The 20,514-nt window shown below is 71.6% G+C and carries 18 protein-coding genes; 10 read left to right on the top strand and 8 right to left on the bottom strand.

The features are described from left to right. Position 1: 1 nt before the first annotated feature. On the bottom strand, positions 2-1,732 hold the full coding sequence (locus PHZ_RS03990; RefSeq protein WP_083770813.1) for an acyl-CoA synthetase: 1,731 nt from the start codon (positions 1,730-1,732) through the stop codon (positions 2-4). On the opposite strand from PHZ_RS03990, the gene PHZ_RS03995 reads away from it, so the two are divergent. Next, the gene (locus PHZ_RS03995; RefSeq protein ID WP_012521296.1) at positions 1,731-2,591 is read left to right on the top strand and encodes an MBL fold metallo-hydrolase; all 861 of its coding nucleotides are present in this window, start codon (positions 1,731-1,733) and stop codon (positions 2,589-2,591) included. The two genes, PHZ_RS03990 and PHZ_RS03995, sit on opposite strands and share 2 nt — an antisense overlap. 1 nt (position 2,592) lies before the next feature. Next, a complete protein-coding gene (locus PHZ_RS04000; RefSeq protein WP_012521297.1) occupies positions 2,593-3,369 on the top strand; it encodes a sulfite exporter TauE/SafE family protein in 777 nt (258 codons plus the stop codon). Here PHZ_RS04000 and PHZ_RS04005 read toward each other — a convergent pair. Next, positions 3,366-4,034 (bottom strand): J domain-containing protein, encoded by a 669-nt coding sequence (locus tag PHZ_RS04005; protein ID WP_012521298.1) that lies wholly within the window; start codon positions 4,032-4,034, stop codon positions 3,366-3,368. The two genes, PHZ_RS04000 and PHZ_RS04005, sit on opposite strands and share 4 nt — an antisense overlap. Positions 4,035-4,086: 52 nt before the next feature. On the opposite strand from PHZ_RS04005, the gene PHZ_RS04010 reads away from it, so the two are divergent. The 4 genes from PHZ_RS04010 to PHZ_RS04025 all read left to right on the top strand — a co-directional run bounded on the left by PHZ_RS04010 (position 4,087) and on the right by PHZ_RS04025 (position 8,194). Further along, positions 4,087-4,365: a BolA family protein gene (locus PHZ_RS04010; RefSeq protein ID WP_012521299.1), complete on the top strand. Its 279-nt coding sequence runs from the start codon at positions 4,087-4,089 to the stop codon at positions 4,363-4,365. 123 nt (positions 4,366-4,488) lie between these two features. Next, the gene (locus tag PHZ_RS04015) at positions 4,489-4,986 is read left to right on the top strand and encodes a 2Fe-2S iron-sulfur cluster-binding protein (RefSeq protein WP_012521300.1); all 498 of its coding nucleotides are present in this window, start codon (positions 4,489-4,491) and stop codon (positions 4,984-4,986) included. Continuing rightward, positions 4,983-5,933 (top strand): FAD binding domain-containing protein, encoded by a 951-nt coding sequence (locus PHZ_RS04020; RefSeq protein WP_012521301.1) that lies wholly within the window; start codon positions 4,983-4,985, stop codon positions 5,931-5,933. The genes PHZ_RS04015 and PHZ_RS04020 overlap by 4 nt, the downstream gene beginning before the upstream one ends. Then, entirely contained in the window at positions 5,930-8,194 is a 2,265-nt protein-coding gene (locus PHZ_RS04025) for a xanthine dehydrogenase family protein molybdopterin-binding subunit (protein ID WP_012521302.1), read from the top strand. The genes PHZ_RS04020 and PHZ_RS04025 overlap by 4 nt, the downstream gene beginning before the upstream one ends. A 167-nt stretch (positions 8,195-8,361) precedes the next feature. Here PHZ_RS04025 and PHZ_RS04030 read toward each other — a convergent pair whose 3' ends face one another. The 4 genes from PHZ_RS04030 to PHZ_RS04045 all read right to left on the bottom strand — a co-directional run bounded on the left by PHZ_RS04030 (position 8,362) and on the right by PHZ_RS04045 (position 11,942). Then, complete coding sequence (locus tag PHZ_RS04030; RefSeq protein WP_012521303.1) at positions 8,362-8,739, bottom strand: response regulator; 378 nt, start codon at positions 8,737-8,739, stop codon at positions 8,362-8,364. A gap of 193 nt (positions 8,740-8,932) precedes the next feature. Beyond that, positions 8,933-10,219 (bottom strand): HlyC/CorC family transporter, encoded by a 1,287-nt coding sequence (locus PHZ_RS04035; RefSeq protein WP_012521304.1) that lies wholly within the window; start codon positions 10,217-10,219, stop codon positions 8,933-8,935. Next, entirely contained in the window at positions 10,216-11,328 is a 1,113-nt protein-coding gene (aroB, locus tag PHZ_RS04040) for a 3-dehydroquinate synthase (protein WP_012521305.1), read from the bottom strand. Before aroB ends, PHZ_RS04035 begins: the two co-directional genes overlap by 4 nt. After that, positions 11,325-11,942 carry a shikimate kinase gene (locus PHZ_RS04045; protein ID WP_407946747.1) on the bottom strand — a complete coding sequence of 206 codons (618 nt, stop codon included), beginning with the start codon at positions 11,940-11,942 and terminating at the stop codon, positions 11,325-11,327. The genes aroB and PHZ_RS04045 overlap by 4 nt, the downstream gene beginning before the upstream one ends. On the opposite strand from PHZ_RS04045, the gene PHZ_RS04050 reads away from it, so the two are divergent. Both PHZ_RS04050 and PHZ_RS04055 read left to right on the top strand, forming a co-directional pair. Next, the gene (locus tag PHZ_RS04050; RefSeq protein ID WP_148216778.1) at positions 11,941-13,137 is read left to right on the top strand and encodes a hypothetical protein; all 1,197 of its coding nucleotides are present in this window, start codon (positions 11,941-11,943) and stop codon (positions 13,135-13,137) included. The genes PHZ_RS04045 and PHZ_RS04050 overlap by 2 nt on opposite strands. Continuing rightward, positions 13,134-14,051 carry a site-specific tyrosine recombinase XerD gene (locus tag PHZ_RS04055; RefSeq protein WP_012521308.1) on the top strand — a complete coding sequence of 306 codons (918 nt, stop codon included), beginning with the start codon at positions 13,134-13,136 and terminating at the stop codon, positions 14,049-14,051. The genes PHZ_RS04050 and PHZ_RS04055 overlap by 4 nt, the downstream gene beginning before the upstream one ends. A gap of 33 nt (positions 14,052-14,084) precedes the next feature. On the opposite strand, the gene PHZ_RS04060 is transcribed toward PHZ_RS04055, so the two are convergent. Next, the gene (locus PHZ_RS04060) at positions 14,085-14,831 is read right to left on the bottom strand and encodes a glycine zipper 2TM domain-containing protein (RefSeq protein WP_012521309.1); all 747 of its coding nucleotides are present in this window, start codon (positions 14,829-14,831) and stop codon (positions 14,085-14,087) included. A gap of 306 nt (positions 14,832-15,137) precedes the next feature. On the opposite strand from PHZ_RS04060, the gene PHZ_RS04065 reads away from it, so the two are divergent. Then, complete coding sequence (locus PHZ_RS04065) at positions 15,138-16,100, top strand: acetyl-CoA carboxylase carboxyltransferase subunit alpha (protein ID WP_012521310.1); 963 nt, start codon at positions 15,138-15,140, stop codon at positions 16,098-16,100. Between the two features lie 71 nt (positions 16,101-16,171). Further along, on the top strand, positions 16,172-17,170 hold the full coding sequence (locus PHZ_RS04070) for an NAD(P)H-dependent flavin oxidoreductase (protein WP_012521311.1): 999 nt from the start codon (positions 16,172-16,174) through the stop codon (positions 17,168-17,170). A gap of 121 nt (positions 17,171-17,291) precedes the next feature. Here PHZ_RS04070 and PHZ_RS04075 read toward each other — a convergent pair whose 3' ends face one another. Further along, positions 17,292-20,363 carry a TonB-dependent receptor domain-containing protein gene (locus PHZ_RS04075; RefSeq protein WP_041373131.1) on the bottom strand — a complete coding sequence of 1,024 codons (3,072 nt, stop codon included), beginning with the start codon at positions 20,361-20,363 and terminating at the stop codon, positions 17,292-17,294. Between the last annotated feature and the right edge of the window lie 151 nt (positions 20,364-20,514).

Raw genomic sequence — 20,514 nt, forward strand, 5'->3', positions numbered from 1 at the left:
CCTAGATCTGGCGCTCGAGGCCGGCCCAGTAGGGCTCGCGCAGCTTGCGCTTGAAGATCTTGCCCGAGTCCTCGCGCGGCAGCTCGGCGGCGAGCTCGACGCGCTTGGGGACCTTGTAGCCGGCGACGTGGGCGCGCAGGTAGGCCTTCACCGCCGCCTCGTCCATCTCCACGCCCGGCTGCGGCTGGACGATCGCGCAGACCGCCTCGCCGAACTCCTCGTCGGGGATGCCGAAGACGGCGCAGTCGGCGACGCCGGGCATCTTCAGCAGCTCGGCCTCGATCTCGGCCGGGTAGATGTTCACCCCGCCCGAGATGATCATGTCCTTGGCCCGGTCGCAGAGGTACAGGAAGCCGTCCTTGTCGAAGTAGCCGATGTCGCCTGGCGCGATCAGGCCCACCCGTTCGCTGGCCCGGCGCTTGGCGTCGTCGCCGTGGTAGGTGAAGTCGGCCATCCCGCGGATGCGCGCCACCACCTCGCCGACCTCGCCCGGAGGCAGGGAATTGCCTTCGGCGTCGATCACCCGCACGTCCGCCTCGGGCCAGGCCTTGCCGACCGTGCCTGGGTGCGCCAGCCAGTCCTCGGAGGTGCAGAACACCACGGCGCTGGTCTCGGTCGAGCCGTAGTACTCGTTGATGACCGGGCCCCACCACTCGATCATCGCCCGCTTGATCGGGGGCGGGCAGGGCGCGGCGGCGTGGACCACGAACCGGAGCGAGGAGAGGTCGTACTTCGCCTTCACCTCGTCGGGCAGCTTGAGCAGCCGGTGGAACATGATCGGCACCATGTGCAGGTGCGTGACCTTCTCGCGGGCGATGAGCTGCAGCAGCTCCTCGGGGTCGAAGCGCGGCTGCAGGATCACCTTGGCGCCCAGGCGGGCGGCGGCCAGGCCATAGGCGTTCGGCGCCGAGTGGTACATCGGGCCCGTCATCACGGTGACGATGTCCTGCGGATCGCCGTGGCCGATGAAGCCGAACGCGCGGCCGACGATCGTCATCGTCACCATCGCCTCTTCCGGCGTCGGCGGCGCGCGGCGGACGCCCTTGGGATGGCCGGTGGTGCCTGAGGTGTAGATGACGGTCCCCGGCGCCTCGGTCGTGGTCGCCTCGGCCGGCGGGAAGCCCTCCAGCCAGGCGCTCCAGTCGGTCATGCCGGGCGGGACCGGCGCGGCTTCCACCCCGTAAGCCTCCGCGATCTCGGCCGGGGTTGCGACCGCCAGCACCGGCACGCCGGGCGGCAGGGCCTCGCGGATCCCCTCGATGAGGTCGGCGTGGATGACGATCGCCTTGGCGCCTGAATTCTCGAACAGGTAGCGCGCTTCGTCGGCCGTGTAGTGCCAGTTCACCGGCGTCGGATAGGCGCCGATCAGGCCGGCGGCGAAACTCGCCTCGAAGAACGGAAAATCGTTGCGCAGGTAGAGCGCGACCAGATCGCCCCGGCCGACGCCCAGGCTGGCCAGGCCCGCGGCCGCGCGCGCCGCCCGTTGCTGGAGATCGCCCATCGGCAGCCGCCGTGCGCCGCTGGTAAGTTCGCCCATGTCGTCCTCCCGGGCGCTCTGCCGGCGCCTCGGGGACAGTAAACGCCAACCTCCGCGCCCTCGCCAGATGCCCCCGCGGAAGCCGGCGGTTTGCGGCGGATCAGGGCGCCGCCGGACGATCCGTCCATCCTGGGCTGCGCTTGTTATATTAGGAGGATCTAATATATTGGATCTCGAAAGGGAGCCCACGAACATGCGACCCCACGTCCAGACGTTCTTCGACCGCGCCACCTCGACCGCCACGCACCTCGTCTCGGACCCGGCGACCGGCGTCGCCGCCGTCGTCGATCCGGTGCTGGATTTCGACCCCAAGTCGGCGAAGCTCTCGACCCGCTCGGCCGACGAGGTGCTGGCCGCCGTCCGCGACCAGGGCCTGAAGCTCGCCTTCGTTCTGGAGACCCACGCCCACGCCGACCACCTCTCGGCGGGCGACTACATCCGCAAGGCGACGGGCGCCGAGCTCGTCATCGGCGCCAACATCCGCGAGGTTCAGAAGACCTTCATCCCGATGTTCGAGGCCGACGACGTCAGCCCCGACGGCCGGGTCTTCGACGTGCTGCTGGGCGAGGGCGACGTCCTGCGGATGGGCGAGATCGAGATCGGCGTGCTGCACACGCCCGGCCACACGCCCGCCTGCGTCACCTACCTGATCGGCGACGCCGCCTTCGTGGGCGACACCCTGTTCATGCCGGACTACGGCACGGCGCGGGCGGACTTCCCGGGCGGCGACGCCGCGACGCTCTTCCGCTCGATCCGCAAGATCCTGGCGCTGCCGCCGCAGACCCGGATCTTCGTCGGCCACGACTACCTGCCCGAAGGCCGCGAGACCTTCCGCTGGGAGACGACCGTGGCCGAGCAGCGGGCGGGCAACGTCCACGTCCACGACGGCGTCTCGGAGGCCGAGTTCGTGGCCATGCGGACGGCGCGCGACGCCACGCTGGCGGCGCCGACGCTGATCCTGCCCTCGCTGCAGGTGAACATCCGCGCCGGCGCCCTGCCGCCGCCCACGCCGAGGGGTCACGTGTTCCTGCGGCTGCCGGTCACCACCCCCTGACATGGAGCCCTCGGCCTACTTCGCCGCGGTCGCCAGCGGAGCCCTCGTCGGCCTGCTGCTGACGGTGTTCGGCGGCGGCGGATCGGTCCTGGCCACGCCGCTGCTGCTGTACGTCGTCGGCGTGCGCGACGCCCACGTGGCGATCGGCACCTCGGCGGCGGCGGTGGCGGTGAACGCGGCGATGGGCCTCTCGGCGCAGGCCCGGGCGGGCCGGGTGAAGTGGCCCTGCGCGCTGGCGTTCGGCCTGGCGGGCCTCGCCGGCTCCCTGGCCGGGGCCCATTTCGCCAAGCAGGTGGAGGGCGGGACGCTGCTTGTCTGGTTCGCGCTGGCCATGGCGCTGGTGGGCGGCTCCATGCTGCTGCCGAAGAAGAACGAGGGCGATCCGGCGGTGCGGCTCAATCCCCGGCTGGTGGTCCGGCTCGCGCCCGTCGGCCTGCTGACCGGCCTGGCCGCCGGCTTCTTCGGCATCGGCGGCGGCTTCCTGATCGTACCGGGGCTGATGGCCGCGACCGGCATGACCCTGGCCCACGCGGCCGCCTCCTCGCTGGTATCGGTGACGCTGTTCGGGGCGGCGACCAGCGCCAGCTACGCCGTCTCGGGCCTGGTGGACTGGGGCCTCTTCGCCGCCCTGGTGGCGGGCGGCGCGGTCGGAGCCGTGGGCGGCGCGCCGATCGCGCGCAGGCTCGCCCGCCGCGCGGACGTGGCCCGGCGCATCTTCGCCCTGATGGTGATCGCGACCGCCGCCTACGTCGCCTGGCGGGCGCTGACCGGGACCTAGACCATCCCCGCCTTGCGCAGCGCCTGGTAGGCCTTGATCACCCGCTGCAGCTTCTGCTCGCCCGAGCGGTCGCCCTGGTTCGCGTCGGGGTGCAGCCGGCGGACCAGCTCGGTGTAGCGGGTGCGGATCTTGGCGCTGTCGGCGCCGGCGTCGAGGTCGAGGTCGGCCAGGGCGTTGCGCTCGATCTTGCCCAGCCGCCGGTCCTCGGGCTCGGGCGCAGGGCCGCGCCGGGCGTTGGGTCCGAACAGGTCGTGGTAGTCGCGGTAGCCACCCTGGCTCCCGCCCTGGCCTTTCGCGAACTTGTGCACGAAGGCCGCGGACTCGCGGGACATCCGCCCGGCCTTCATCTCCCAGGTCGGCCGCCCGCCGGTCTTCAGCTCGTCCTCCTGGCGGCGGCGGATCTCGTCCTCGGAGAGGCCGGCGAAGAAGTTCCAGTTGCGATTGTATTCCGCCGCGTGCGGCTGGCAGAACCAGTAGTGCTCGTTGAGCATGTCGCGCGACTTCGGCGCCCGGGCGGTGGCCGCCCGCCGGCACCCGGGATGGTCGCAGGCCCGCTCGCCCGGCTTCAGCGCATGCACGTCCTCGGCCCGCAGATCCTCCTCCTGGGCGGGCGGGCGGACGCGGATGTCGACGAACTTGGGCCTGTATTGAAACGCGCCGGGCATGGGCCAAGTATGGGGTCCAGGAACTTCCCTTCAAGAATTGAACAGCGGGCTGATGGGCGCCATAATCGAGGCCATCCGAAACAAGCTGACCGCCGCGTTCGAGCCCACCCGGCTCGAGGTCGAGGACGACTCCGCGCGCCACCACGGCCATGCGGGGGCGAGGCCCGGCGGCGAGAGCCACTTCAACGTCGTCATCGAGGCCGCGGCCTTCGCCGGCGCGAACAAGGTCGCCCGCCAGCGGATGGTCTACCGCGCGCTCGCCGAGGAGTTGGCCGGGCCGGTGCACGCGCTGTCGGTGAAGGCCCTCGCGCCGGGCGAGGCGTCCTCCTGATTCGCGCGCTGCGCAGGGGCGCCAAGGCTTGTTCCGGACGGACATCCCGGTTCAGGTAGGCGTCACGAGAACGCCCGGGTTCGCGCATCGGCGGGATCACCGGGGAAGCGGAGGAGGGGCCAGTTGCGCACGACCATCACCGTCAATGGAGAGGCGCGTTCGGTCGACGTCGATCCCCGCACGACCCTCCTCGACCTCCTGCGCGAGACCCTGGGCCTGACGGGGACCAAGAAGGGCTGCGACCACGGCCAGTGCGGGGCGTGCACGGTGCTGGTGAACGGCGTGCGCATCAACGCCTGCCTCTCCCTGGCGGTCATGCACGACGGCGACGAGGTGGTCAGCATCGAGGGCCTCGGGACGCCGGACGCCCTGCACCCGATGCAACAGGCCTTCCTGACCCACGACGCCTTCCAGTGCGGCTACTGCACCCCCGGCCAGATCTGTTCGGCGGTCGGCATGCTGGCCGAGGTCGAGGCCGGTTGGCCCAGCCAGGAGACCGGGGACCTGACCGCGCCCGTCGACCTCACCGACGCCGAGCTGCGCGAGCGGATGAGCGGCAACCTCTGCCGCTGCTCGGCCTATCCGCAGATCGTGGCCGCCATCCGCGAGGTCGCCGGATGAGGCCGTTCACCTACGAGCGGGCCGGGAGCGCGCTGGCGGCGGTCCAGGCCGCGGCGGCGACGCCCGAGGCGAAGTTCATCGCCGGCGGCACCAACCTGCTCGACCTGATGAAGCTCGACATCGAGCGGCCGGCCCACCTGATCGACGTCGGCCGCCTGCCGCTCGCTGCGATCGAGGAGACGCCCGAGGGGGGCCTCAGGATCGGGGCGATGGCGACGAACAGCCAGGCGGCCGCCGACCCGCGGGTGCGCGCGCGCTATCCGGTCCTGGCCCAGGCGATCGTGGCCGGCGGCTCGCCCCAGCTGCGCAACAAGGCCAGCGTCGGCGGCAACCTGATGCAGCGGACCCGCTGCGCCTATTTCTACGACACGGCCAAGCCCTGCAATAAGCGCGAGCCCGGCTCCGGCTGCGGCGCGCTGGAGGGCCTGAACCGCAACGCCGCGATCCTCGGGCAGAGCCACGCGTGCATCGCCACCCACGCCTCGGACATGGCCGTCGCCCTGGCGGCCCTGGACGCCGTCGTCGAGACCCTGGCGCCGACCGGCGAGACGCGGGCGTTCCCGCTGCTGGAGCTGCACCGCCTGCCCGGCGAGACGCCGCAGGTGGACACCCACCTCATCCCGGGCGAGCTGATCACCGCGGTGGTGCTGCCGCCCCCGCCGCCGGGCGGCCAGGTCTACCGCAAGGCCCGTGACCGCGCCTCCTACGCCGGGGGCCTGGCCAGCGTCGCGGTGGCGGGCGGCGCTGTGGCGCTGGGCATGGTGGCGCACAAGCCGTGGCGGGCCGCCGACGCCGAGGCGGCGCTCGCGGCCGGCGCCTCGCCGCGCGAGGCCGCGGACATCGAACTGGCGCAGGCGGCCGCGGCCGGCCGCAACGCCTTCAAGGTGGAGCTGGTCGCCCGGCTGACGGCCGCGGCGGTCGCCGAGGCGCGGGGGAGGGGCCGATGAGCTCGGTTCGCGACTGGGAAGCGACCAATCCGATCAAGGAAGGCCGCGCCGGCGTCTTCGGCAAGGCCGTGGACCGTTATGAAGGGCCGCTCAAGGTCACCGGGACCGCCCCCTACGCCTACGAGGTGGAGCCGCCGGCCCAGCCCGCCTATGGGGTCATGGTCGGGGCCGAGATCGCCCGTGGCCGGATCGCCGATGTGGACACCGCCGAAGCCGAGGCCGCGCCGGGCGTGCGCCTCGTCTGGACCCATCGCAACGTCCCGGCCCAGGCGCCCCGCGGCACGCGGGTCCATCCGCGCAGCACCGCCGGGTCGAAGCCCGCGCTGGAGAGCGACCGGATCGTCCACTTCGGCCAGCCGGTCGCCTTCGTCGCCGCCGACACCCTGGAGCAGGCCACGGCCGCGGCGCGCCTCGTGCGGCTCGCCTACGCCGAAGAGCCGGCGGTCACCGACTTCTCGGCCAACCTCGACGCCGCGGGCGATCCGCCCGGCGAGGGCGACGTGCAGGTCGGCGACTTCGAGGCGGGCTTCTCGGCCGCGCCGGTGCAGTTCGACGCCACCTGGACGACCCCGGTGCAGAACCACTGCCAGATGGAGCCGTGCGCCACCACGGCCTGGTGGGAGGGGGGGACCTGCGTCGTCCACACCTCGGTCCAGATGGTGAAGCCGGCCCAGCATGGCCTGGCCGAAACCCTCGGGATCGGGCGCGACGACGTGCGGCTCCTGACCCGCTACATCGGCGGCGGCTTCGGCGGGAAGGGCCAGACCTACGACGACCTGACGCTGGCGGCGCTGGCTGCGCGCGCTCTGGGCCGGCCCGTGAAGGTCGCTTTCACCCGCCGGCAGATGATGCAGGCCACGGTGCACCGGCCGGCGACGGTTCAGCGGGTCCGCCTGGGCGCCCAGGCGGATGGCCGGCTCACCGCCATGTCGCTGATGACCTGGACCCACTGCGACCGGGACGGCGCGTTCACCGAGCGCGCGTCCAACTTCGCGCGCAGCCTCTACGCGGCCCCCAACCGCCTGACCGGCCACCGGCTGGTGAAGCTGGACCTGCCGGCCGCTGGCCCTATGCGGGCGCCTGGCGAGGCCTCGGGCACGCTCAGCCTGGAATGCGCCATGGACGAGCTGGCCGAACGGCTCGGCCTCGACCCCATCGAGCTGCGCATCCGCAACGAGCCGCAGGCCGATCCCGAGACCGGCCGCCCGTTCTCCATGCGCCAGCTGGTCCGCTGCATGCGCGAGGGCGCGCAGCTGTTCGGCTGGGACCGCCGCAATCCGGTTCCGGGCCAGGTCCGCGACGGCCGCTGGCTGGTCGGCGTGGGGATGGCGGCGGCGATCCGCGGCAACTTCCTGCTGCCCGCCAAGTGCAGCTTCCAGGTGGACGCCGACGGGGTGATCACCGTGCGCCAGGGCATGACCGACATCGGCACCGGGACCTATACGGTGCTGGCCCAGATCGCGGCCGAAACCCTGGGCGTGCCGCTGGCCAGCGTGCGGGTCGAGATCGGCGATTCCGAGCTGCCGCCGGCCCCCGGCTCGGGCGGCCAGTTCGGGGCGGCCTCGGCCGGTTCGGCGGCGCTGGACGCGGGCATGAACCTTCGCCGGGCCCTGGCCGAGCTGGCGGTGGGCGATCCGGCCTCGCCGCTGCACGGCGGGGATGCGGCGGCCGTGACCTTCCATGACGGGCTTGTCGCCCTGGAGAACCGGGCCGAGACGATCGCGGCCCTGGTCGCCCGCGCCGCGCCCCAGGGCCTCACCGCCGACGGCGAGATCCGCCCGGCGGCGGATGCGCGCGAGTGGAGCCAGCACACCTATGGGGCCCACTTCGTCGAGGTGGGCGTCGATCCGGTGACCGGCGAGACGCGCGTGAGGCGGATGCTGGGGGTGTTCGCCGCGGGCCGGATCATCAACGCCAAGACCGCCCGCAGCCAGCTGACCGGGGGGATGATCTGGGGCGCGGCCTCGGCTCTGCACGAGGGCAATGCGGTGGACGCGCGCTACGGCTCCTTCATCGCCCAGGACCTCGCCCAGTACGTGATCCCCGTCCAGGCCGACATCGGCGAGGTGGAGGCGATCATGCTCGACGAGGTGGACGACAAGGCCAATCCGATGGGCGTGAAGGGCGTGGGCGAGCTCGGCAACTCGGGGGCCGGCGCGGCCGTGGCCAACGCCGTCTACAACGCCTGCGGGGTGCGCGTGCGCGACTACCCGATCACGCCCGACAAGCTGCTCGCGGGCCTTGCGGCCAGGGGTTTCTGATTTCGCAGAACGGTTCTGCCGAAACGCTTATGGCGCACGGCCGCGCTCGTCCCCATCTTGCTGGCGACAAGGAGACGGGACGTGAAGATCCTACTTTCGCTGGCGGCGCTGATCGGCTCGACGGCCTTCCTGGCCCAGGGCCTGGCGGCGCGCGCGCTCGAATACCTCTAGGCGGCCGCCGCCCTCAGCTCGCCCAGCACGCGGGCCAGGTCGCCCTCGCGGAACGGCTTCTGCAGGACGGGCGAGCCGCGATCCACTTCCCGCAGACCCGCATCCCCGTAGCCGGTGGCGAAGGCGAACGGCGCGCCGCGCTCGCGCAGCAGGTCGGCGAGCGGGAAGATCGGCTGTCCGCCCAGGTTCACGTCCAGGACGGCGCAGTCCAGGTCGGCTTCCTTGGCGAGTGCGATGGCCTCGTCCAGGCGCGAGGCGGGGCCGACGACCGTGCAGCCCAGGTCCGCCAGCATGTCCTCGATCAGCATCGAGACCATCATCTCATCCTCGACGACGAGGACGCGCATGCCTTCGAGGCTGGGCTTGTCGGTCATGCTGGGGGCTCCGGCGCCAGATTCCTTGAGGTTCTGCATCGCCTAACCACATGCCACGCCGCTTGAACAGCGGCTGAACGGGGGGCGGGGCCCGGGCGCCGTGCGGCGTGTATGCGACCTCAATTCGACGGACCCCCAGCGGCGGCGAACACGGATCAAACGATAAGCTGCGCCGTGGGTTCCGCAGGGCGGCTCAATCATCCACAGCTTGTTCGGGCGGGGAGACGTCGAGCAGGGTGAGCTGGTTGCCGCGCCGCTCCACCACCCGGAAGCGATGGCGGTGGAAGGCGAAGGTCTCGTCCACCTCGGGAATGCGCTGGCATTCGTTGATCAACAGGCCGGCGACCGTCACCGCCTCGTCGTCCGGCAGCTCCCAGTTCATTGCCCGGTTCAGGTCGCGGATGGTCACCGATCCCTCGACCGACACCCAGCCGTCGGGCCGCGGATTGACGCCCGGCGCGACCACGTCGTGCTCGTCCTCGATCTCGCCGACGATCTCCTCGAGGATGTCCTCCAGAGTCACCAGACCTTGGATGGCGCCGTACTCGTCCACCACCAGGGCGAAGTGGTTCTGGCGCTTCAGGAAGGCGGCCAGCTGGTCCTTCAGGCTGGTGGTCTCGGGCACGAACCAGGGCGTCCGCAGGATGCCCGCGATCCTGACGGCGTCGATGTCGCCGTCGGCGTCGGCGATCGCCTTCAGGAGGTCCTTCACATGCAGGACCCCAACGATGTTCTCCGGTTCGTCGCGGTAGATGGGCAGGCGCGTATGGCCCTGCGCCAGCGCCTCGTTCAGGATTTCCCGAGGGGGCTTGTCGCCGTCGATCATCACGATCGAGCGGCGGTGGACCATCACCTCCGAGACGTCCATCTCGGCCAGGTCCAGCACCCCGCCCAGCATCCAGCGGTCCCGCGTCTCCACCAGCCCCTCCGAGTGGTGGTACTCCACCGCCCCGCGGATCTCCTCGTGGGCGGCGAGGACGTCGGTCTCCATCGACAGGCGGATGCCGAACGGGCGCAGCGTGCGTCGGACGATCCACTGGGCGCCGTTCGCCAGGGGGCCGAAGATCCTCACCGTCCACTGGGCCGGCAGGGACAGGGCGCGCGCGGCGTTGTCGGCCTGGGCGATGGCGACGGTCTTGGGCAGGATCTCGGCGAACACCACGACCAGCACCGTCATCACGCCGGTGGCGATCAGCGCGCCGGCCGGTCCCGGAAACGCCTGCGTCAGCACCGAGGTCGTCAGCGCCGAGGCGAAGATGTTGACGACGTTGTTGCCGATCAGGATCGCGCCGATCAGCTTCTCCTGGTCCGAGATCAGCCGGTTCACCCGCCGCGCGGCGGGATCGCCCTCGCGCTCGAGCTGGTGCATGCGCCCGCGGCTCGCCGCGGTCATCGACGTCTCGGTCGCCGACATCAGGGCCGAGAGCAGCAGCAGGACGACCAGGGAAGGGGCCAGGGCGACGATGATCGCGCCGATCACGGCCGGGCTCCCTCCGCGACCAGGAAGCGGCGCACGGCCTGCGCCTCCACGTCCTTGGCGGTGAAGGCGCTGCCGAGGCCCCGCGCCAGGATGAACGTCAGCCGTCCGGCCTCGGCCTTCTTGTCCTGGGCCATGTGGGCGACAAGCCGGTCGGCGTCGAACGGATGGCCGGGCGTCTCCGACAGCCGGACGGGCAGGCCGGCCGCGGCGATCGCGCGGGTCGCGCGCTCGGCGTCCTGGCCGGCGCACAGGTCGAGCGCGGCCGAGAAGCGGAAGGCCAGGGCCTGGCCCACGCCCACCGCCTCGCCGTGCAGCAGGGCCTCACCGTAGCCGGTTTCGGCCTCCAGGGCGTGGGCGAAGGTGTGGCCGAGGTTGAGCAGCGCCCGGCGGCCCTGCTCGCGTTCGTCCTCGGCGACGATCTCGGCCTTCATCTCCACGGAACGCGCGACGGCGTGGGTCAGCGCCTCGGGCTCACGCGCCAGGACCTTGGCGCCGTTCGCCTCCAGCCACTCGAAGAAGCCGCGGTCGCCCAGCAGGCCGTACTTGATGACCTCGGCGTAGCCCGCGCGCATCTCGCGGACCGGCAGGGTGTCCAGCACCGACAGGTCGGCCAGCACCAGCCGCGGCTGGTGGAAGGCGCCCACCAGGTTCTTGCCGCGGGGGGTGTCGATCGCCGTCTTGCCGCCCACGGACGAATCCACCTGCGCCAGGAGGGTCGTGGGGATCTGGATGAAGTCGATGCCGCGCTTGTAGATCGCCGCGGCGAAGCCGGCGAGGTCGCCTACGACGCCGCCGCCGAACGCGGTCACGAGGTCCCCCCGGTCGAGCTCCAGGCCCAGCAGGCGGTCGGTGACGTCGGCCAGTCCCGCGAAGCTCTTGCTCTGTTCGCCCGGCGGCACGAGCACGGGATGAACCTCGACCCCGGCGGTCTTGAGGGCCGCCTCCAGCCGCGCCCCGTGCAGGCGCCAGACCGTCTCGTCGCTGACCACGGCCGTGCGGCCGCGCTTGAGGAAGGGCCGCAGGTGCCGGCCGGCCTCGTCCAGCAGGTTCTCGCCCACGCGCACCTCATAGGCGCGCTCGCCCAGGCCGACGGCGATGCTGCGCGTCATTCCGCGCGCTCCTCCAGATAGGCCGACAGCGCGCGGATCACCTGGTCGACGGTGACGTGGTGCGCCACGTCCCCCGTTTCGACCGTCATGTCCGCCTCGGCGTAGACGGGATAGCGGACCTCGGCCTGGGCCCTGAGGACCTCCAGCGGGTCCTTGCCGGCCAGCAGGGGGCGGGTGTCCTTGCGGCCGACCCGGCGCGCGAGGGTCTCGAGGTCGGTCTTCAGCCAGACCGAGATCGCCTTCGACTTGATGAGCTGGCGGGTCTCGGCGTTCATGAACGCCCCGCCGCCGGTGGCCAGCACGTGCGGCGGCTGGTCCAGCAGGCGGGCGATCACCCGGCGCTCGCCGTCGCGGAATGCGGCCTCGCCCAGGTCGGCGAAGATGTCCGAGATCGACCGGCCGGCCGCCGCCTCCACCTCGGAGTCGGCGTCGCGGAACGGCAGGCCCAGCGCGCTGGCCAGGCGCCGGCCCACGCTCGACTTGCCGACGCCCATCAGGCCCACGAGGGCGATGGTCCGGCGGCGTAGCGGTTCGAAACGGTCCATGGACGGCGGAGCCATACACGAGCGCGCGCCCTCGCGCCAATCCGGGCGGGCAAGTATGCTGCCGCCCATGTCGCGTCTTGCTCTCTCCGCCGCCCTTTCCATCGCCCTCTGCACCGCCGCCCAGGCCCAGCCTGTGGAGGTCGTCCCGCTCGCCGCCCCCGACGCGTTCTCGACGCCCGGGCGGCCGACCGGCCTGCCCGGCGATCTGTGGAAGGGCGCCTCAGCCGCCACCGCCCGGACCGTCCTGCCGACGCTCGCGGCCAAGCCGCTGTCGCCTGCCGCCGCGGCGCTCGCCCGCCGCGTCCTGGCCACCGGAGCGGCGGGGCCGCCGGGGCTGGGGGACGATCCGGCGCTGATCGCGGCCCGCGCCGGCGCGCTGATCGCCCTGGGCGATCCGGCCGCCGCCGCCGCCATCCTGCAGCGGGCGCCGGGGCTGGAGCGCAACGCCGAGCTCTCCCAGGCCGCAGCCGAGAGCGCCCTGCTGGGCGGAGACGACGCCCGCGCTTGCGCCATCGAGCAGGCGCTGGGGACGGGCCGGGGCCAGCCCTACTGGCTGCGGCTGCGCGCCTACTGCCAGGCGCTGGCCGGCCAGACCGCCGAGGGCCAGCTCACCTTCGATCTCGCCCAGGGTCAGGCCCGCGACGCCGTCTTCGGCCGGCTGATGGGCGCGAAGCTCTCGGGGGGAGATCCGGGCGCCGCCTCGCTGCGCAACGGCCTGGATCTCGCGCTGTCCCGAAGCCTCGGCCTCGACCTGATGGCGGCCAAGCCCGCCCCGCCGGTGGCGGCCGCCCTGACCGGCGGCGAGCCTCTGCCGCCCACCTGGGACGTCTCGGCCATCGACGGGGCCACGGGGGGGCTCGCGGCCGCCATCGCCGTGGGTCAGGATCCGCCGCCGGGCGGCCTGTCGGCCCTGATCGCCGCGGCCGCCGAGGCCGACGCCAAGGGCCGCGCGCGGCTGCAGTCGGCCGCCCTCCTGGTGGCCGCCCTCGCGCCCGAGCTGACGGCGGCCGATCGCGGCGGCCTGGCCGCCTTCTCGGTCGATCCCGGCAAGACGCCCGCCGGCCGCGCCTTCGCCCTCACCCGCGCCGGCGAGGCGAAGCTGATGGGCGAGGCCGCCCTGCTCTCGCTGTGGGTCGCGGCCGAGGCCGGCGAGAAGGGCCCCGGCGTCGCCGACCGCGCCCGGATCGTCCGCGCGCTGGCCCAGGCGGGCCTGGCCCAGGAGGCCCGCGCCTTCGCCCTGGAAGGGCTGGCGGCGCTGCCATGAGCGGCAAGGGCGCGGCCTGGACCGAAGCCTTTCTCGAGATGATGGCCGTCGAGCGGGCGGCGGCGAGGAACACGCTCTCGGCCTACGGACGCGACCTGGCCGACGCCGCCGGCTTCCTGGCCGGGCTCGGCCGCGACCTCTCGGACGCGACGGCCGAGGACGTGGAGGCCTATTTCGCCGATCTCGGCGCGCGCGGCCTGTCGGCGGCCACCGCGGCGCGCCGACGCGCGGCCGTGCGCCAGTTCTACCGTTTCGTCCTGGGCGAGGGCTGGCGCGGCGACGATCCCTCGCGCCGGGTCGAGGCGCCGAAGAAGGGGCGCAGCCTGCCCAAGGTGCTGTCCCGCGAGGAGATGGACCGGCTGATCGCCGCCGCCGGCGCGCGCGACGGGGCGTCCCACGCCCTGCGCCTGGCCTGCATGGTCGAGCTGGCCTACGCCTCGGGCCTGCGGATTTCCGAGCTGACCGGCCTGACGCTGGCGGCCCTGGCGCGCGATCCCGCCTACCTGATCGTGAAGGGCAAGGGCGGGAAGGAGCGGCTGGCGCCCCTGAACGAGCCGGCCCGGGCGGCGGTGAAGGCCTATCTGGAGGTCCGCCCCGCCTTCCTGCCGAAGGGGGATACGGCCAATCCCTGGCTGTTCCCCTCGCGCGGCAAGGGCGGACGGCTCACGCCCCGCCGCTTCGCCCAGCTCCTGGACGAGGCCGCCGCGGACGCCGGGATCGATCCGGGGCGCGTCAGCCCGCACGTGCTGCGGCACGCCTTCGCCACCCACCTGCTGGAGGGCGGCGCCGACCTGCGGGTGGTGCAGAAGCTGCTGGGCCACGCCGACATCGCCACGACCCAGATCTACACCCACGTCGCCTCGGATCGCCTGAGCGAGGTGGTCCGTTCCAAGCACCCGCTGGCCAAGAAGTAGAAAGGCCGCCCGAAGGCGGCCTTTCCTGGTGCGTCAGCCGGTGATCCGGTAGCGCCCCTGGTCGTCCGGACAGACGCGGACGTAGCGGTAGTCCTCGCCGCGCGAGTCCACCGGGGCCGGGGCCAGGCGGCAGCGCTGGCGCGCGTAGTAGTTCGTGTCGTAGGCGCCGTAGCGCCACGAGCGGCTTTCCCGGTATGGCACGGTGTCGTTGTAGGTGAAGTAGGGACCGCGGCTGTCGCACTTGTAGCGGTCGTTGGCCCGGCCCACGGCCGCGCCGAGGCCGCCGCCGACCAGGGCGCCCAGCACGGTGCCCTCGGTGCGGGCGTTGCGGGCGGCCACGTTCGAGCCCAGCACGCCGCCGACGACCGCGCCCAGCACGCCCGCGGTGATCGTCGAGTTGTTGTTGCAGCGGACGTTCGTCGAGGCGTTCGAGCCGTAGTAGCCGGCGTAGGGCGCGCGATTGTCGGCCCAGTAGGCCTCGTCCCACACGGGTCGGGCGTAGCGCCGCTCGTAGGCGCCGCGTCCATAGCGGGCGTCGTAGCGGGCCCGCTCGCGCTCCCAGGACGCCAGGCGGCGCTCGTAGTCGCGGCGGGCCTCCCGGTAGTCCTGGCGGGCTTCGCGATAGGCCTCGCGGCTGTCGCGATACTGCTCCTGCTGGTAGCGGTAGTCCTGTTGCGCCCGCTGGTACTCGGGCGTCGGGCGATAGTATTGCGCGTAGGCAGGGGCGGCGGTCGCAAGCGCGAGCGCAGACGCCGTCCCGATCTTCAAGATGCTGTTCATTCGAATAGCTCCGTTTCTCCTCGGCGCGGCGGCGCTGTGTCAGGGCGGGGTCCGCGCGGTTCTTCGAAGACGCGCCGGTCGCCTCCGGCCCCCGAAACGGATGCAGGCCTGGCTCGACCTCGGGCTACCAAACTCCCTTCCCCGAAGGCGGTTGCACCGGCGCGGGAGCGGGAGTGGACCGGCCGAGGCCGCGGAGGCGGTTCCCGGCTTGTTAGGGCGACGGTTCACGCCTAATTTCCGGCGCTCTCTCGACGACCCCTCTCCAGACGACCCCACGACCGACGACTCAGGGAAGCGATCCTCCGCATGGCCGCCCACTATCTCGAGTTCGAGCGCCCCATCGCGGACCTCGAAGCCAAGATCGAGGAACTCTCGCGCCTTTCCGAGACCGCCAGCCCGGGCGCCTTCGACGGCGAGATCGAGTCGCTGCGGGCCCGCGCGCAGGACATGCGCCGCGAGGCCTACGCCAATCTCGACGCCTGGCAGAAGACCCAGGTGGCCCGCCATCCCGACCGGCCGCACTTCGTCGACTACGTCGCCGCGCTGATCGAGGACTTCCAGGAGCTCCGCGGCGACCGTAAGTTCGCCGACGACCAGGCGATCATGGGCGGCCTCGGCCGCTTCCGCGGCATGCCGGTGGTGGTCATGGGCCACGAGAAGGGCCGCGACACCGTCACCCGGGTGAAGCACAACTTCGGCTACGCCCGCCCCGAGGGCTACCGCAAGGCGATCCGCCTGATGGAGCTGGCCGAGCGGTTCAACCTGCCGGTCGTCAGCTTCGTGGACACCGCCGGCGCCTATCCGGGCGTCGCCTCCGAGGAGCGGGGCGTCGCCGAGGCTATCGCCCGCTCCACCGAGAAGTGCCTGATGCTGGAGACGCCCAACGTGGCGGTCATCACCGGCGAGGGCGGCTCGGGCGGCGCCATCGCCATCGCCGCGACCAGCCGGGTGCTGATCCTGGAGCACGCCATCTACTCGGTCATCGCGCCCGAGGGGGCCAACTCGATCCTATGGCGCGGCGCGCGAACCGCTGGCGAGGCGGCCAAGGCGATGAAGATCACCGCCCAGGACTTGGAGCGGATGAAGATCGTCGACCGGATCATCCGCGAGCCGGCGGGCGGCGCCCATTCCGACCCCGAGGCCGCCATGCAGGCCGTCGGCGACGCGGTCGAGGAGGAGCTGAAGGCGCTCCTGGCCCTCGATGCGGCGACCCTCAAGGCGCAGCGCGCCGAGCGCTTCTACGCCATCGGCCGCTCGGGGCTGCAGTAGCTCAAGCCCTTGCCTGACGTGGCGTCTGCCGCTTCAGTGTCCTCCAAACATCTGTTTGGAGGCGACGACCCATGGCGCTCAAGACCCGTTTCACCGAGACCTTCGGGGTCGAGCACCCCATCGTGCAGGGGGGCATGCAGTGGGTCGGCCGCGCCGAACTGGTGGCGGCGGTGGCCAACGCCGGCGGCCTGGGCTTCATCACCGCGCTGACGCAGCCGACGCCGGACGACCTGCGCCGCGAGATCGAGCGCTGCCAGAAGCTGACGGACAAGCCGTTCGGGGTGAACCTGACGATCCTGCCGGCGATCACGCCGCCGCCGTACGCCGAGTACCGGCAGGCGATCATCGACTCGGGGGTGAAGATCGTCGAGACGGCCGGCTACAAGCCGCAGGAGCACGTCGACCACTTCAAGGAGCACGGGATCAAGGTGATCCACAAGTGCACGGCGGTCCGCCACGCGCTGTCGGCCGAGCGGATGGGCGTGGACGCGATCTCCATCGACGGCTTCGAGTGCGCGGGCCATCCGGGCGAGGACGACATCCCGGGCCTGATCCTGATCCCGGCGGCGGCCGACAAGGTGAAGATCCCGATGATCGCCTCGGGCGGCTTCGGCGACGCGCGCGGCCTGGTGGCGGCCCTGGCGCTGGGCGCCGACGGGGTGAACATGGGCACGCGCTTCATGTGCACCGCCGAGAGCCCGATCCACCAGAAGGTGAAGGAGCAGATCGTCGCCAACGACGAGCGGCAGACCAACCTGATCTTCCGCACGATGCACAACACCGCACGGGTGGCGAAGAACGCGGTCTCGGACGAGGTGGTGGCCATAGAGCGGCGCGGCGGGGCCAAGTTCGAGGACGTGAAGGACCTGGTGGCCGGCGCCCGCGGCAAGGTCGTCTACGAACAGGGCGACCCCGACTACGGCATCTGGTCGGCCGGCATGGTCCAGGGCCTGATCCACGACATTCCGACCTGCGCCGAGCTGATCCACCGCATGGTGCGCGAGGCCGAGGAGATCATCGAGGGGCGCCTGGCCCGCATGGTCGGCCACAAGAGCCTCCAGCCGGCCTGATCCCTCCCGACAGCCTCCGAAAACAAGAGAGCCGCCGGATCGCTCCGGCGGCTCTTTCGCTCTCCATGGCGCCGCCCGGACCCGAAGGCCCGGGCGGTCGGCCCCTGTATCGGAACCGGCCTTAGAACCGGGCGGTCAGACCCGCCTGGAAGTAGCGGCCGATGAAGTCGTAGGTGCCGTAGGCGTTCGCCGAGTTGGTGGCGCCGTGCGGCGGCTTCGTGTCGAACACGTTGCGGACCACGAACCGGGCGCGCGCGTCGTTGAGGACGCCCATGCCGAAGCGGTCGGTCAGCGCATCGAGGTTCACCGTCACCGACAGGTCGTGGAGGAAGTACTCGTCGACCTTCAGCGGGTAGCGGGTCTCGATCGTGAAGTCGTTGTTGAAGCGCGACTCGTCGATCCAGTTGGTGGTCCAGACGATGGCCACCGGGTCACGCGAGTAGCTGGTCTCCAGCTTCGCGCGCCACTTGGCGTTGCCGATCTCGCCATGGTCGCGGTTCAGGTCGAAGCCCAGGCCGGTGACCGAGGTCTCCTGCCGCTCGACGTGGAAGATGTCGAGATCGACGTCCACACGGCCCGGATTGCCGCCCCACATGTTGCCGAAGGCGCCGCCCAGCCAGTCGACGAAGTCGATCCGGTAGTTCACGCCGGCCGTGAAGCCCTCGAAGTTGGTGTAGCCGGCGTTGATGTAGCCGGTCTGCGGACCGATCGAGTTGGACCCGTTGCCGATCGCCTCGTCGCGGCCGAGGATCTGGCCCGGACGCCCGGAGGCGGCCGTGCCGCGATCGAAGCGGCTGCACGCGTCGGCGTTGCCGCCGGGCGAGTCGTAGCAGACCTGCAGGATCGAGGTGAGCGTGAAGTTGTTGATCGCGTCCTCGAGCCGGATGTTCACCCAGTCGAAGTTGATCGACAGGCCCGGCACGAACGACGGCTGGTAGACCATGCCGATCGACCACTGTTTGCCGATCTCGTTCTGCAGGTCGGGGTTGCCGGACGTGGCGCCCTGCACCGTCGCCTGCTGGATCTGCGACACCAGGCTGTAGTCGGCCGGCAGGCCCAGCGCGGTGAACGCGGCTTCGCAGTTGGCGCGGCGAACGGCCGGGTTCGGGCCCGAGTTGATGTTCGCCTGGTGGCAGGGGTCGGTGGCGGTCATGAAGCTGGTCGCCGTCGGCAGGAACAGCTCGGTGATCGCCGGCGCGCGGAACGAGCGCGACTTCTGGGCCCGGATCATCAGGTCGGGGATCGGGTACCAGCGGCCGCCGTAGCTCCACGCCTTGCCCGAGCCGGCCTGCGAGTGGTCGACGTCGCGGTAGGCGCCCTCGATCTCCAGGCGGTGCAGGAGCGGGAAGGTGAAGTCGCCGCCGAAGATCGGCAGCAGGGTTTCACCGTAGAACTCCTTGGTGTCGAACTTGCCGGTCAGGGCCGTGATGGCGGCCGAGCGGCCGACGCCGGCTTCCTGCGGGGCGTTCGGGTTGAAGTCCGACTTCTCGTAGCGCGCCTCGAAGCCCGCGGCGAACGACCAGGGGCCGGCCGGCAGGTCGAGGATGTCGCCGCCGAAGTTGGCTTCGTACACCGTCTGCAGGATCTTGTATTCGCTCTCGAACTGGACGCCGATGAAGTCCAGCGCCGCCTGGCTGGGAGCGCCGTCGCCGAACATGTTCAGCGGGGCGCAGCCGTTCGACGGGTCGCGGCAGACCACGGCGCCGCTGGCGTCGCGGACGACGTCGATCGCCTGCAGGAAGCGCGTCTGGATGATGTTCGGGCTCTGGAACGAGCCGTCCGACTGGCCGTGGATGTAGGCCAGGTTCCAGAAGAAGTTCCGGTCGAGGAAGTCGAAGTCGCCTTCCACCGACAGCACGCCGCGGAAGGTCTCGCCGTCGGCCGAGGTCTTGTTGTTGCCGATGTCGACCGAGGCGCGCGACAGGTAGAAGATGCGCTCGCCGGGGTTGGCCGCGTCGGCCGCCAGGCCGTTCGCCGGATCCAGCAGGGCGGCGCGGGTGGCCGCCGGCAGGAACGGGTTGGCCGTCGACATCCGCAGCATCGACGAGTTACCGCCGAACAGCGGGGCGTTGTAGATCGGCTGGTTGTACGGCTCGACCGCGTCGAACTGCGAGTAGAAGAACTCGCCGTTCACCCGGATGTTGTCGGTGACGTCGAACTTGGCGAACGCGGTGGCGACGTGGCGCTTCACCGGCGAGATCAGCGAGCTGAGCTCGGCCAGGTTCATGCCTTCGCCGCCCGAGGCGACCGAAGGCTGCACGAAGGTGCCCGCGTCGTAGGGCACCAGCACGCCGCCGGGGCCGAACTGGGCCGTGACCCGGCCGCCCGAGGGGCTGGCGATGGTCACCAGCCGGCCCAGGGACGAGGTGTTGGCCTGGAAGGGCAGGCCGCCGGTGGTCACTTCCGGGATGCGGCGGTTCAGCCAGATGACCTGGCCGGGGATGTTGTCCGAGCCCGAGGTGTTCGCCGGGTTCAGGGCGAACGTCAGCTGCTCGGCGGTCCGCTGGCGGTCCACGAAGCCCAGCTGCCCGGTCTCGTTATACTCGTAGCTGCCCGAGAGGCTCAGGCGGCCGTCGAGGAAGTTCTTGCCGGCGGTGATGCGGGCGCGCCAGTCGTCATAGCCGCCGTCCGACCAGCCGTAGCGGCCGTCGACCTCGACGCCGTCGTAGTCCTGCTTGGTGATGATGTTGATGACGCCGGCGATGGCGTCCGAGCCGTAGACGGCCGAGCCGCCCGCCTGGACGGTCTCGATGCGGTCCACCAGGCCGGTGGGGATGACGTTCAGGTCGACCTGGCCGCCGGCGGCCGCGCCGGTGAAGATCGAGGCGGGGTTGCCGCCCACGAAGCGCCGGCCGTTCACCAGGGTGAGGGTCCGGTTGGTGCCCAGGTTGAAGATGTTGATGAAGTTGCGGCCGACGCCGAACGAGCCCTGATCGCCCACCGGGCTGATCGGCACGCCCACCGACGGGATGTCGTTCAGGGCGTCGGCGACGTTCGTGAAGCCGCGCTCTTCCATGCGCTCGGTGGTGATCACCTGCAGCGGCTGGACGGAGGTGAGCTCCGGACGACGGATACGCGAACCCGTCACCACGACCTCGTCGACGCCGACCTCGGAGGTCTGGGCGGCGGCGAAGGTGGGCATCGACAGCGCGGCGGCCGCAGCGGCCGAGCTCAGGAGCGCCGTTCGAAGCAAGTTACGTGAAAAATTCATTCTGCGGCCCCGCAAGATGATTGGTCTGTTGGAGCGTCTCTGGGACGCTCAGGCGCCCGACGGGCCCTTCACGCGCGCGATGTCACACGCTGGAAGCACCCCCCAGGCAGCGGTGGCGAAAGCTGTCACGCTC

Source organism: Phenylobacterium zucineum HLK1 (assembly GCF_000017265.1).
GTDB lineage: Bacteria > Pseudomonadota > Alphaproteobacteria > Caulobacterales > Caulobacteraceae > Phenylobacterium > Phenylobacterium zucineum.

Excerpts from the sequence above, each read along its gene's own strand:
- PHZ_RS03995 (WP_012521296.1), top strand. The coding sequence starts at position 1,731 with ATGCGACCCCACGTCCAGACGTTCTTCGACCGCGCCACCTCGACCGCC.
- PHZ_RS03990 (WP_083770813.1), bottom strand. The coding sequence starts at position 1,732 with ATGTTCGTGGGCTCCCTTTCGAGATCCAATATATTAGATCCTCCTAAT.
- PHZ_RS04000 (WP_012521297.1), top strand. The coding sequence starts at position 2,593 with ATGGAGCCCTCGGCCTACTTCGCCGCGGTCGCCAGCGGAGCCCTCGTC.
- PHZ_RS04005 (WP_012521298.1), bottom strand. The coding sequence starts at position 4,034 with ATGCCCGGCGCGTTTCAATACAGGCCCAAGTTCGTCGACATCCGCGTC.
- PHZ_RS04010 (WP_012521299.1), top strand. The coding sequence starts at position 4,087 with ATGGGCGCCATAATCGAGGCCATCCGAAACAAGCTGACCGCCGCGTTC.
- PHZ_RS04020 (WP_012521301.1), top strand. The coding sequence starts at position 4,983 with ATGAGGCCGTTCACCTACGAGCGGGCCGGGAGCGCGCTGGCGGCGGTC.
- PHZ_RS04025 (WP_012521302.1), top strand. The coding sequence starts at position 5,930 with ATGAGCTCGGTTCGCGACTGGGAAGCGACCAATCCGATCAAGGAAGGC.
- PHZ_RS04030 (WP_012521303.1), bottom strand. The coding sequence starts at position 8,739 with ATGACCGACAAGCCCAGCCTCGAAGGCATGCGCGTCCTCGTCGTCGAG.
- aroB (WP_012521305.1), bottom strand. The coding sequence starts at position 11,328 with ATGACGCGCAGCATCGCCGTCGGCCTGGGCGAGCGCGCCTATGAGGTG.
- PHZ_RS04050 (WP_148216778.1), top strand. The coding sequence starts at position 11,941 with ATGTCGCGTCTTGCTCTCTCCGCCGCCCTTTCCATCGCCCTCTGCACC.
- PHZ_RS04045 (WP_407946747.1), bottom strand. The coding sequence starts at position 11,942 with ATGGGCGGCAGCATACTTGCCCGCCCGGATTGGCGCGAGGGCGCGCGC.
- PHZ_RS04055 (WP_012521308.1), top strand. The coding sequence starts at position 13,134 with ATGAGCGGCAAGGGCGCGGCCTGGACCGAAGCCTTTCTCGAGATGATG.
- PHZ_RS04060 (WP_012521309.1), bottom strand. The coding sequence starts at position 14,831 with ATGAACAGCATCTTGAAGATCGGGACGGCGTCTGCGCTCGCGCTTGCG.
- PHZ_RS04065 (WP_012521310.1), top strand. The coding sequence starts at position 15,138 with ATGGCCGCCCACTATCTCGAGTTCGAGCGCCCCATCGCGGACCTCGAA.
- PHZ_RS04070 (WP_012521311.1), top strand. The coding sequence starts at position 16,172 with ATGGCGCTCAAGACCCGTTTCACCGAGACCTTCGGGGTCGAGCACCCC.